This window comes from uncultured Campylobacter sp. (assembly GCF_938045535.1).
Taxonomy (GTDB): Bacteria; Campylobacterota; Campylobacteria; order Campylobacterales; family Campylobacteraceae; genus Campylobacter_B.
Window position 1 is genome coordinate 1 of record NZ_CALIMQ010000321.1, and the last position, 10,411, is coordinate 10,411.

The 10,411-nt window shown below is 45.5% G+C and carries 17 protein-coding genes; 16 read left to right on the plus strand and 1 reads right to left on the minus strand.

The window, feature by feature from the left end:
* The 16 genes from rpsC to Q0095_RS09925 all read left to right on the plus strand — a co-directional run.
* Positions 1–321: 30S ribosomal protein S3 (gene rpsC, locus Q0095_RS09850; protein WP_297883343.1), on the plus strand; the 321-nt coding region annotated here is incomplete at its 5' end.
* 2 nt (positions 322–323) lie between these two features.
* Complete coding sequence (gene rplP / locus Q0095_RS09855; RefSeq protein ID WP_297883344.1) at positions 324–749, plus strand: 50S ribosomal protein L16; 426 nt, start codon at positions 324–326, stop codon at positions 747–749.
* Complete coding sequence (rpmC, locus tag Q0095_RS09860) at positions 736–930, plus strand: 50S ribosomal protein L29 (RefSeq protein ID WP_297883345.1); 195 nt, start codon at positions 736–738, stop codon at positions 928–930. The genes rplP and rpmC overlap by 14 nt, the downstream gene beginning before the upstream one ends.
* Positions 931–939: 9 nt before the next feature.
* Positions 940–1,191, plus strand: a complete 252-nt coding sequence (rpsQ, locus tag Q0095_RS09865) for a 30S ribosomal protein S17 (RefSeq protein WP_005868994.1) — start codon at positions 940–942, stop codon at positions 1,189–1,191.
* The gene (gene rplN, locus Q0095_RS09870; protein ID WP_005868993.1) at positions 1,191–1,559 is read left to right on the plus strand and encodes a 50S ribosomal protein L14; all 369 of its coding nucleotides are present in this window, start codon (positions 1,191–1,193) and stop codon (positions 1,557–1,559) included. The genes rpsQ and rplN overlap by 1 nt, the downstream gene beginning before the upstream one ends.
* Positions 1,559–1,792 (plus strand): 50S ribosomal protein L24, encoded by a 234-nt coding sequence (gene rplX, locus Q0095_RS09875; RefSeq protein WP_005868992.1) that lies wholly within the window; start codon positions 1,559–1,561, stop codon positions 1,790–1,792. The genes rplN and rplX overlap by 1 nt, the downstream gene beginning before the upstream one ends.
* A gap of 2 nt (positions 1,793–1,794) precedes the next feature.
* Entirely contained in the window at positions 1,795–2,340 is a 546-nt protein-coding gene (gene rplE / locus Q0095_RS09880; RefSeq protein ID WP_291938590.1) for a 50S ribosomal protein L5, read from the plus strand.
* Position 2,341: 1 nt separating this feature from the next.
* The gene (locus Q0095_RS09885) at positions 2,342–2,527 is read left to right on the plus strand and encodes a type Z 30S ribosomal protein S14 (protein WP_005868990.1); all 186 of its coding nucleotides are present in this window, start codon (positions 2,342–2,344) and stop codon (positions 2,525–2,527) included.
* 9 nt (positions 2,528–2,536) lie between these two features.
* Positions 2,537–2,932, plus strand: coding sequence for a 30S ribosomal protein S8 (gene rpsH, locus Q0095_RS09890; RefSeq protein WP_005868989.1), 396 nt, complete (start codon positions 2,537–2,539; stop codon positions 2,930–2,932).
* A 77-nt stretch (positions 2,933–3,009) separates the two neighbouring features.
* A complete protein-coding gene (rplF, locus tag Q0095_RS09895; RefSeq protein ID WP_297883346.1) occupies positions 3,010–3,546 on the plus strand; it encodes a 50S ribosomal protein L6 in 537 nt (178 codons plus the stop codon).
* 10 nt (positions 3,547–3,556) lie between these two features.
* Positions 3,557–3,913, plus strand: a complete 357-nt coding sequence (rplR, locus tag Q0095_RS09900) for a 50S ribosomal protein L18 (RefSeq protein ID WP_297883347.1) — start codon at positions 3,557–3,559, stop codon at positions 3,911–3,913.
* Positions 3,914–3,928: 15 nt separating this feature from the next.
* The gene (gene rpsE, locus Q0095_RS09905) at positions 3,929–4,372 is read left to right on the plus strand and encodes a 30S ribosomal protein S5 (RefSeq protein ID WP_297883348.1); all 444 of its coding nucleotides are present in this window, start codon (positions 3,929–3,931) and stop codon (positions 4,370–4,372) included.
* A gap of 11 nt (positions 4,373–4,383) precedes the next feature.
* Positions 4,384–4,785 (plus strand): 50S ribosomal protein L15, encoded by a 402-nt coding sequence (gene rplO / locus Q0095_RS09910; protein WP_297883349.1) that lies wholly within the window; start codon positions 4,384–4,386, stop codon positions 4,783–4,785.
* Positions 4,785–6,050, plus strand: coding sequence for a preprotein translocase subunit SecY (gene secY / locus Q0095_RS09915; RefSeq protein ID WP_297883350.1), 1,266 nt, complete (start codon positions 4,785–4,787; stop codon positions 6,048–6,050). The genes rplO and secY overlap by 1 nt, the downstream gene beginning before the upstream one ends.
* Complete coding sequence (map, locus tag Q0095_RS09920; RefSeq protein ID WP_297883351.1) at positions 6,051–6,809, plus strand: type I methionyl aminopeptidase; 759 nt, start codon at positions 6,051–6,053, stop codon at positions 6,807–6,809. It begins immediately after the preceding gene.
* 646 nt (positions 6,810–7,455) lie between these two features.
* Positions 7,456–9,495: a sulfatase-like hydrolase/transferase gene (locus tag Q0095_RS09925; RefSeq protein ID WP_297883352.1), complete on the plus strand. Its 2,040-nt coding sequence runs from the start codon at positions 7,456–7,458 to the stop codon at positions 9,493–9,495.
* Between the two features lie 172 nt (positions 9,496–9,667).
* Here Q0095_RS09925 and Q0095_RS09930 read toward each other — a convergent pair whose 3' ends face one another.
* Positions 9,668–10,387 (minus strand): PAS domain-containing protein, encoded by a 720-nt coding sequence (locus Q0095_RS09930; RefSeq protein ID WP_297883353.1) that lies wholly within the window; start codon positions 10,385–10,387, stop codon positions 9,668–9,670.
* Between the last annotated feature and the right edge of the window lie 24 nt (positions 10,388–10,411).

Here is a 10,411-nt window from a genome sequence, read left to right on the forward strand (position 1 = left end):
GTTGCATTTAGACGCGCAATGAAAAAAGTTATCCAAGGCGCTCAAAAATCAGGTGCTAAAGGTATCAAAATTTCAGTTGCTGGACGTCTTGGCGGTGCGGAAATCGCTAGAACAGAGTGGTACTTAGAGGGTCGCGTTCCGCTTCATACTCTAAGAGCTAAGATCGATTATGGCGTTGCTGAAGCGCATACGACTTATGGAAACATAGGTATAAAAGTGTGGATATTTAAAGGTGAGGTTCTTCAAAAAGGCGTTCAACCTGAAAAGAACGAAGAAGAAAAAGCCGATAAAAAACCGCGCAGAGCAAGAAGAGGTAAATAATCATGTTGATGCCAAAACGAACTAAATTTCGCAAACAGATGAAAGGCAGAAACCGCGGTAAAGCTACTCGCGGCGCTGATCTTGCTATGGGCGAGATCGGAATAAAAGCCGTAGAAGCGGGCCGCGTAAATTCGCGCCAGATCGAAGCGGCTCGTGTCGCGATGACGCGCTTCGTGAATCGTCAAGCTAAAATTTGGATTAAGGTATTCCCAGACAAACCGCTTACCAAAAAACCTCTACAAACTCGTATGGGTAAGGGTAAGAGCGGCGTAGAAGAGTGGGTAATGAATATAAAACCGGGCAGAATCATTTTCGAGATGACCGGCGTTAGCGAAGAGGTTGCTAAAGAGGCGCTTATGCTTTCGATTCATAAACTACCTTTTAAAACGAAAATCGTAAGTAGGGAAAGCGAAAATGAAATATACTGATTTGAAAGATAAAGATTTGGCTGAGCTAAATTCTATGTTGAAACAAAGTAAGTTGCTTTTATTTACGGCTAGACAAAAGCTAAAAACTATGCAGTTAAGCAACCCTAATGAGATTAGTGCTGTTCGCAAAGAGATAGCTCAAGATATCGCTAGAATCAACACTGCTATTAAAGCGAAATAAGGATAGGTTATGGCATTTAAAAGAGAAATTCAAGGCGTAGTCGTAAAGAAGGCGGGCGATAAAACAGCTACCGTTTTGGTAGAGCGAAGGGTTATGCACCCTAGATATAGAAAGATCGTAAAAAGGTTTAAAAAATATCTGATCCACGATGAAAACAACGTCGTAAAGATCGGCGATACCATATCTGCGATCGAGTGCAGACCGCTAAGCGCTAGAAAATCGTTTCGCTTAAAAGCGGTTTTGAAAACAGGAGTTGAATAATGATACAGAGTTTTACCAGACTTGCGGTAGCTGATAATAGCGGCGCAAAAGAACTTATGTGTATTAAAGTTTTGGGCGGTAGCAAAAGAAGATACGCTACAATCGGCGATATCATCGTTTGCTCTGTAAAAAAAGCGCTCCCTAACGGCAAGATTAAGCGCGGTCAAGTAGTAAAAGCCGTAGTTGTTCGTACGACTAAAGAGTTGCACAGAGGCAACGGCTCACTAATTAGATTCGATGAGAACGCAGCCGTTATTTTGGATTCAAAAAAAGAGCCGATCGGTACCCGTATTTTCGGTCCTATCGGTAGAGAGGTCAGATACGGCGGTTTTATGAAGATCGTTTCGCTGGCTCCGGAGGTTTTATAATGGCAGTAAAATTTAAGATTAAAAAGGGCGATCAAGTAAAGATCATCGCAGGTGACGATAAGGGCAAAACAGGCACCGTTAAGGCAGTGTTCCCTAAAAAAGCTCAAGTTATCGTTGAGGGTTGTAAAATGGCTAAAAAGGCTATCAAACCAACCGAGCAAAATCCGCAAGGCGGCTTTACAAGCAAAGAGATGCCTATGGATATTTCAAACGTTGCGTTGGTAGAGGGTTGATTATGAGCAGGCTAAAAGATAAATACGCTAATTCCATCAGAGCTGCTTTGCAGAAAGAATTTGATATAAAAAATCCTATGCTTATCCCGGCGCTTGAAAAGATCGTTATCAGCGTAGGAACGGGCGAATCGAGCAAAGATCAAAAAGTGCTTCAAAATATGGCCGATACTATCTCGCTGATCGCAGGCCAAAAAGCGCTTATCGTCAATGCAAAAAAATCGGTTGCCGGCTTTAAAGTGCGCGAAGGTTTTCCGGTAGGTATAATGGTTACGTTACGAAAGGAGCAGATGTTTGCCTTCCTAGACAAACTGATCTCTATCGCGCTTCCTAGAGTTAAGGATTTCCGAGGACTACCTAGAACGGGCTTTGACGGACGCGGCAATTATAACTTCGGTTTGCAAGAGCAGCTGATGTTCCCTGAGGTCGAATACGATCAAATTTTAAGAACTCACGGTATGAATATAACCGTCGTAACGACTACAAATAACGATAAAGAGGCATTTAAATTGCTAGAGCTATTCGGCATGCCTTTTGCAAAAGGAAAATGATATGGCAAAAAAATCAATGGTAGCCAAGGCGAAACGCCCCGCTAAATTTAGCACTCGCGCATATACCAGATGTCAAATTTGCGGTCGTCCGCACTCCGTTTATAAGGATTTTGGAATTTGTCGCGTTTGCCTTCGCAAGATGGCAAACGAGGGCTTGATCCCAGGTCTAAAAAAAGCAAGCTGGTAAGGAGAAGAGATGATTAACGATCTTATTTCAGATGGACTAACTCGCATCAGAAATGCTGCGATGCGAAGGCTAGATACTACTAAGCTTTTTCACTCAAATGTAGTCGAGGCTATGCTGAAAATTTTAGCTGAGAAGGGCTATATCGAGAGCTACAACGTAGTAGAGGAAAACAATAAAAAGATCATCAACGTGGTGCTTAAATACGACGAAAAGGGCAGGAGCGTGATAAACGAAGTTAAAAGAATTTCGACTCCGGGTCGCCGCGTGTATCAAGGCAAAGACGAGATCAAGCGCTTCAAGAACGGCTACGGAACCGTAGTCGTTAGCACAAGCAAAGGCGTTATGAGCGGTATCGACGCACACAAAGCCGGCGTCGGCGGCGAAGTGCTTTGCACGATCTGGTAAGAAGTTTCTACTTTTTATGGCATTGTGGTATCCATTCGTAAAAGTAGACATACCCTAGACAAATAAAAAGGAAAATTATGTCAAGAATTGGTAAAAAACCGATCTCTATTCCAAACGGCTTAGAGGTCAAAATCGACGGCTCGTCGTTAAAATTTAAAAAATCGAATAACGAAAAAGAGCTTGATTTAAAAGGTCATGTCGATGTAAAAATCGAAGACGGAAAGATAGAATTCTCACCTAAGGGCGAGGATAGACAGAGCAGGGCGTATTGGGGAACATATCGCGCTTTAGCCAACAATATCGTCCTTGGTCTTACCGAGGGCTTTTCAAAACAGCTTGAAATCAACGGCGTCGGCTATAGAGCCGCGATGAAGGGCAAGGTACTTGAGCTAAGTTTAGGCTTTTCGCATCCGATAAATTTTGAATCTCCAAAGGGGATTGAAATTTCCGTAGATAAAAACGTCGTAACTATCAAGGGCGACGATAAGCAGCAAGTAGGCCAAGTGGCAGCCGAGATCAGAGGATTCAGACCGCCTGAGCCATATAAAGGCAAGGGTATTAAGTATCTTGAAGAGCGCATTATCCGCAAAGCCGGAAAAACAGCTAAGAAATAAGGGTTGAGAAATGACACAGAACGTATTAAAAAGAAAGATCTCTTTACGAATCAAGAGAAAAAGAAGAATTCGCGCTAAAATTTCAGGCGTCGCATCTTGCCCTAGAATTTCTATTTTCAAATCCAATAGAACCGTCTACGCTCAGGCTATCGACGATGTAGCGAGCGTTACTTTGTGCGCCAGTAGCGGTAAGGTTTTAAATTTAAAGGCAAATAAAGAGGGCGCGGCTAGCCTAGCTAAAGATTTGGCTTCCAAGCTAAAGGATAAAGGCATCTGCGAGGCGCTTTTCGATCGCAACGGCTATTTGTATCACGGCGTAATCGCAAGCTTTGCCGAGTCGCTACGCCAAAACGGCATCAAACTATAACCCAAAGGAATGATTGTGGAAAAGTATAATAGAGAAGAATTCGAAGAGGTAATCGTCAATATCGGTAGGGTTACGAAGGTCGTTAAGGGCGGTAGAAGGTTCAGATTTACCGCGCTCGTAGTGGTAGGCAATAGAAACGGTCTGGTGGGCTTTGGCTTCGGTAAATCCAAAGAGGTGCCAGACGCGATTAAAAAGGCGGTAGACGATGCGTTTAAAAATATCATCAAGGTAAATTTAAACGGCTCTACCATCACTCACGATGTTGAAGTAAAATACAATGCGAGTAAAATTTTATTAAAGCCGGCGAGCGAAGGTACCGGCGTTATCGCAGGCGGCTCCGTGCGCCCGGTTTTAGAGCTTGCAGGCATTAGGGATATCCTAACCAAGTCGCTAGGCTCTAACAACGCATCCAACGTCGTAAGGGCTACTATGAAAGCTCTTAGTATCTTAAAACACTAGAAGGATAAAAGATGGGATTAGAAAATCTTAAAAAAGCCCCTGGCTCGACTCACGCCACCAAGCGCTTGGGTCGCGGTCAAGGAAGCGGCCTAGGTAAAACTGCCGGTCGCGGCGGCAAGGGTCAGACCGCACGCACCGGCTCTCATGAAAAAAGAGGCTTCGAGGGCGGTCAACAGCCGATTCAGCGAAGGCTTCCGAAGGTAGGTTTTACTTCTAAATTCGAAAAACCCTACGTGATTAACGTCGATAAAATCGAAGCTATCAAAGATCTTAGCGAGATCACGGTCGAGAGTATCAAGTCGGTTCATAAAATTTCAAATTCCGTTAAAAAGATCAAGCTGATCGGCGTAGGCACAAAAGCGCTCGCGAGCAAGATCAAAGACGAGAACGTAAAATTTAGCGGACAAAAATAATGAATAAATCGCTACGCAACAAAATTCTCATTACTTTGGGCTTTCTTTTTGCCTATAGGTTGCTAGCTTACGTGCCGGTTCCGGGAGTGGACGTTGAGGTTATAAAGCAATTTTTTCAAAGCAATAGCAACAACGCTTTTGGAATGTTTAATATGTTTAGCGGTAACGCGGCGGAGCGATTCAGCGTTATCTCGCTAGGCATTATGCCTTATATTACCGCTTCGATCATTATGGAGCTGCTCGCCGCGACCTTCCCAAATTTAGGCAAGCTCAAAAAAGAGCGCGACGGTATGCAGAAATATATGCAGATCATCCGATACGCCACCATCGCAATCGCTATGGTTCAATCCATCGGCGTTAGCATCGGTTTACAGGGCATCCACGGACAGACCGGAGCGCCTGCGATAATGGCGGAGAATACCAACGAGTTTGTTTTCATCTCGTGCATTTCGATGCTGGCAGGCACCATGCTTTTGATGTGGATCGGCGAGCAGATTACGCAGCGCGGCGTCGGTAACGGCACCAGCCTTATCATCTTTGCGGGTATCGTTAGCGCCATCCCTAGAGCGATCGGAAGTACCGTAAATTTAGTAAATACCGGCGAGATGAATTTCTTGATTCTTGCCCTTATCATAGCTATTGTTTTGATCACTATCGGCGTGATTATCTATATAGAGCTGGGCGAGCGCAGGATTCCCGTTTCGTTTTCGCGCAAGGTATTGATGGCGAATCAAAACAAGCGCATTATGAACTATGTGCCGATCAAGCTAAATTTAAGCGGCGTCATTCCGCCGATTTTTGCAAGCGCAATTTTGATGTTTCCGACCACTATTTTGCAGGCAAGCACCAATCCGATCATCCAAAAGATCCACGATTTCTTAAGCCCGAGCAACTACTTTTTCAACTTCTTAACTTTTGTTTTGGTCGTGTTTTTTGCGTATTTTTATGCATCGATCGCGTTCAATTCAAAAGATATAAGCGAAAATTTAAAGAAGCAGGGTGGATTTATCCCGGGTATTCGTCCGGGCGAGGGAACGGCGAGCTTTTTAAACGAAGTTGCCAGCCGCCTTACGTTTTGGGGCTCGATCTATCTCGGTCTCGTAACCGTCATCCCGTGGCTGCTCGTTAAATTTATGGGCGTGCCGTTTTATTTCGGCGGCACCAGCGTGCTGATCGTCGTCTCCGTCGCACTCGATACGATGAGGCGCATCGAAGCGCAGATCTATATGAACAAATATCAGACCCTAAGCGCGGTCGGATTATAAATGGCGATTTTACTTAAAACGAAAAAAGATTTAGAGGGGCTGCGCGCAGCGAACAAGATCGTCGCGCAAGCCCTTGATTATGCAGCCTCATTCATAAAGCCGGGTCTTAGCCTACTCGAAGTCGATAAAAAGATCGACGATTTCATCACCTCAAAGGGTGCGTATCCCGCTTTTAAGGGGCTATACGGCTTTCCAAATGCCGCCTGCCTCTCGCTAAACGAGGTCATCATCCACGGCATCCCCGACGGAACGATCCTGCAAGAGGGCGATATCTTAGGCGTTGATCTAGGCTCGAAGCTAAACGGATATTTCGGCGATAGCGCGCGCACCCTGCCCGTCGGTAAAATTTCAAAAGCCGACGAGGAGCTTATCGCATGCAGCAAGGACACGCTGGAGTTTGCCATCAAAACGATCAGGGTAGGGATGCACTTCAAAGAGCTAAGCTTCGAGATCGAGAAATTTATCCGTGCACGCGGCTTCGTGCCGCTGTATGGCTTCTGCGGTCACGGCATCGGCAAGCACCCGCACGAAGAGCCTGAGATCCCAAACTATCTAGAGGGCAACAATCCAAAATCGGGCCCCAAAATCAAAAACGGCATGGTTTTTTGCATCGAGCCGATGATCTGCCAAAAGGACGGCACGCCGGTCATCGCCGAGGATAAATGGAGCACGAGAAGCAAGGATGGGCTCCGCACTAGCCACTATGAGCACTGCATGGCGGTTTTCGACGGTAAGGTAGAAGTCCTAAGCGTCGCGTAGATTTCGCACAAAAGGCGACTTGGACTAGTTAAAATTTTACACTTTTGCCAAGGCGAAATTCCGCCCGCGATTAGATTTCGACAATTTTACATCGCTCGCGTCTTGGAATTTTACCTCAGCCGCTTCATGCATAAATTTTTGTCTGAAGACCTTTCAAAGCTTATCGCGACGGTTTGCGGTCTAGCCGCAAAATTTTAAAAAATATCGCGTCGTAGTCGCTTCATCTGCTCTAGCCTCGTAGCCGGCTTTATGAGGTATGCAAGCATTGTAAAACGCGCCATTTGCCGCGCATCTTATTAAAATTTTTGCCCGAGCGTTTTGACCGCGGCAATATTGCTTCGAAATTTCAATTAGCTAAATTTTTTGAAATTACGTTTTAATAATTTTATCCCGGAGCTTCTGTCTCATAACCTCACTCATAAATCCGCTTTACATAGAATTTCGCCTCAAAATTCCGCCGTCCAATTCTAACCCCCGCCCGTATCTTTAAAATTTAGCCGTAAAATTTGAAATGTAAAGGCGCGCAAGTAAGCAAGCTCAAAGCTTTAAGCGGCTAATATTGCGCCTTGATTTTAAAGCGAAAATGTGTCGCGCTACGCAGAGTGGGCGTCGTCGCGTCTCTTCGTACAAGGCAGGAAATAATAAAATGAGAGAAAAATTTTATGTAGCGCTAGCAAATATAGGCGGGCTTATGGCGCGGACGAAAGCGGGCGAGCTCGTGGCGCGCTTGCTTATGAAAATCGACCGCGGTTTTTTTGCTGCGCTGCGCGAGCGTCCCGTATGGAGGGTGTTTTGGCTTAGCACGGCGCTATGTCTGCTCGCATGCTGGGCTAAGATACATTATCAGATCAATGGGTATCATTTTTCGCATGTATTTAAAGGCTTTTCTGCGGTGCTCATCATAAATTTACTTATCTTTCACCTCTGCTATCTGCTTAGCGGGCGATTTTTTAAGCTCGTTTCGTTCGTGTTACTAGCGCTAATTGCGCTAATTGCGAGTGTGGCTTTATTTTTGATCGTAAATTTCGACTCAAGCTTCAACGTCGTGGCGATCGACGCGCTTGTGCATACCGATGCAGCAGAGACGCGCGAGTTTGTTTCGCAGTTTCTTAACCCTGCGACGATTTTGTATCTAGCGGTGCTGCTTGGCTGCATCTTTGTAGCGCTAAGAGCAGAGCGGAGAAAGAGGGAACAAACGCATAGCGGTCTAAGATTGCTGTTAGCGGCGATTTATCTCATTTACGGAACGATTTTTTGCGCGGATATCGCCGCTAAAGCTTCCCAGGGCAAGCAGGGCTATATAACTAAGTTATCGCAATACGTCCCGTTGGAGTTTGCCTTTACGATAAAAGACTATCTGGGCGATAAAAATTTCATCACCGATATGCGCGAAGTGCAGCTTGGATATGACGAGGCCAAGCGCGCGAACGAAAGCGTTTTAAAAGGCAGCACAAATTCGGATCCGCAAAGCTCTGCTTTGGGCTCCGCGTCTGAAAATTCTACGCCTGCATCAAACGCCCAGGTGCAAAATTCCGGCGTAAATTTAAATTCTACGCCCACCTCGGGCACTGAGCCGCAAAGCAGGGGCGAGACTTTAAATTCCGCGCCGCAAAGCCCCAGCGCGATCTTAAATTCCAAAAACCCTGACGCTGCCATAAACCCCGCCTCTCAAAAGTCTCGTGTCAAAAATATCATCCTAATAATCGGTGAGAGCTTGCAACGCGGTCATATGTCGCTCTACGGCTACGGCGTTAAAAATACGCCGCTTTTGGAGGGTCTCGAGGCAAGCGGCAATCTGATAAAATTTAGCGATACAATCTCGCCTTACGGCACGACTAATCAGGTGCTGATGCGGCTTTTAAATTTCAGCGATTACGAAAGCGAGCGCAAAAGGGCTTGGTTTCGCAACCTTAGCATTATCGATATGTTTAAGCTAAGTGGCTACCGCACCTTTTGGATTAGCAATCAAGAGGCTTTCGGCGCACATGCGTTAAGCGCTAAAAGCGCTGCCGATCGCGCGGACGCGGAATCCTTCCTCTCAAAGAGTAATCTTTATGAAACCGTCCGCATCAAGCCTGACGGAGTGCTGCTTCCACTCATAAATCAGGCAAAAACGGAGCAGAGCGAGCGAAATTTCTACGTGATCCATCTCATCGGTAGCCATATGGATTACAGCCTGCGCTATCCCGAGGGATTTGGCAAGTTTAGCGTGGCGGACGTAAAGGCAAAACTTACTTCCAAGCAGAAAGATGTCGTCGCATATTACGACAACAGCGTGCTTTACAACGATTTTGTCATAAATGAAATTTTTAAAATTTTTTCGGGTGATGACAGTCTCATCGTCTATCTTAGCGATCACGGCGAGAATTTATACGAAAACGGACGCCTTGGGCACGGCATGGAGAGCCGCTTTACTTACGAAATCCCGCTGATTTTCATAGCTTCGCGCGAGTTTTTGAACGATCACGCTAAGCTATGGCAGAGGCTAGCTGCGGCGAAAGATAAACCTTTTATGAGCGATGATTTGGCACATCTGCTAGCAGATATCATCGGTGTAGCGCCACTTGAGTTTGACGAGCGCAAAAGCCCGATACGAGCGGATTTTAATGCTTCACGCAAGCGAATTGCTAACGGAGTCGATTATGACGAGAAATTAAAGAATACAAAGGGTTACGAGTTCGAGTAACAGATGAGTTTTGCTTTTATCCCATTACACGCTGTATAAATGAGGGATTAGTATGCTCTGATTTTTGATCGATTCATCAAATTTAGATTAAAATTTACGCCACTCCAATGGCTACGCTGATAGTAAGGCGCGCAACGCTTATTAAATTTGAGATCAAATTTATGTACTGCGGCTAGCTTTCCTTCTTTACCTCATCTATATACGAATAGATCGTGACTTTCTGCGTCCTAAGCGCCTTTGCGACGAGCTCTACCGCGCCTTTTACCTCAAAAATCCCTTTTTGCGAGAGGAATTTTACGATACGCTTTCGATCCTCTTTCTTCATCCTCTCCACATTTAGATCGTGCGTAGCCGATGCGATCAGGTCTTGGACGATGTCAAGGATATTTTGCTGCAAATCGTTAGAGTTTTGCGTTTCTAAATTTACGTCGTCATTGAAGCTCGCCCCGTCTAATGCCGCGCTATTACAGCTTCCGTCGGTGGTAAAATTTGCGCCCTGCAACTCCTTGCTATCGAGCTTTGCATTCGGCAGCAGATTTTTTATTGCTTTGTATGCGGCCATGGCGCTCGAAGTATCGATATTTACACATAGCGCGCCTACTACTTTGCCGTCTGCGCCGCGGATCAGCGAAGTCGAGGAGCGTATGAGCTTGCCGTTTTGCGCGGTGAAGTAGTAGTTTGCGGTGCAGTCGTTTTCAAAATTTTTGCTTAACAACACGTCCTTTACCAGATGATCGAAGCTTTGACCGATCCTCCTGCCCGTTACGTCGCCGAGGACGAAAACGACGGAGTTTTGCGGCGTGCTCATATCGTGGATGACTACTTCGCAATCGCCGATCGTATTTTTAATAAGGTGTGCAGTCGGTATAAAGGTCTGTAAAAGTTGATTCAATTCGGGCTCCTGAAATTTCATATA

Excerpts from the sequence above, each read along its gene's own strand:
- rplP (WP_297883344.1), top strand. The coding sequence starts at position 324 with ATGTTGATGCCAAAACGAACTAAATTTCGCAAACAGATGAAAGGCAGA.
- rpmC (WP_297883345.1), top strand. The coding sequence starts at position 736 with ATGAAATATACTGATTTGAAAGATAAAGATTTGGCTGAGCTAAATTCT.
- rpsQ (WP_005868994.1), top strand. The coding sequence starts at position 940 with ATGGCATTTAAAAGAGAAATTCAAGGCGTAGTCGTAAAGAAGGCGGGC.
- rplN (WP_005868993.1), top strand. The coding sequence starts at position 1,191 with ATGATACAGAGTTTTACCAGACTTGCGGTAGCTGATAATAGCGGCGCA.
- rplX (WP_005868992.1), top strand. The coding sequence starts at position 1,559 with ATGGCAGTAAAATTTAAGATTAAAAAGGGCGATCAAGTAAAGATCATC.
- rplE (WP_291938590.1), top strand. The coding sequence starts at position 1,795 with ATGAGCAGGCTAAAAGATAAATACGCTAATTCCATCAGAGCTGCTTTG.
- Q0095_RS09885 (WP_005868990.1), top strand. The coding sequence starts at position 2,342 with ATGGCAAAAAAATCAATGGTAGCCAAGGCGAAACGCCCCGCTAAATTT.
- rpsH (WP_005868989.1), top strand. The coding sequence starts at position 2,537 with ATGATTAACGATCTTATTTCAGATGGACTAACTCGCATCAGAAATGCT.
- rplF (WP_297883346.1), top strand. The coding sequence starts at position 3,010 with ATGTCAAGAATTGGTAAAAAACCGATCTCTATTCCAAACGGCTTAGAG.
- rplR (WP_297883347.1), top strand. The coding sequence starts at position 3,557 with ATGACACAGAACGTATTAAAAAGAAAGATCTCTTTACGAATCAAGAGA.
- rplO (WP_297883349.1), top strand. The coding sequence starts at position 4,384 with ATGGGATTAGAAAATCTTAAAAAAGCCCCTGGCTCGACTCACGCCACC.
- secY (WP_297883350.1), top strand. The coding sequence starts at position 4,785 with ATGAATAAATCGCTACGCAACAAAATTCTCATTACTTTGGGCTTTCTT.
- map (WP_297883351.1), top strand. The coding sequence starts at position 6,051 with ATGGCGATTTTACTTAAAACGAAAAAAGATTTAGAGGGGCTGCGCGCA.
- Q0095_RS09925 (WP_297883352.1), top strand. The coding sequence starts at position 7,456 with ATGAGAGAAAAATTTTATGTAGCGCTAGCAAATATAGGCGGGCTTATG.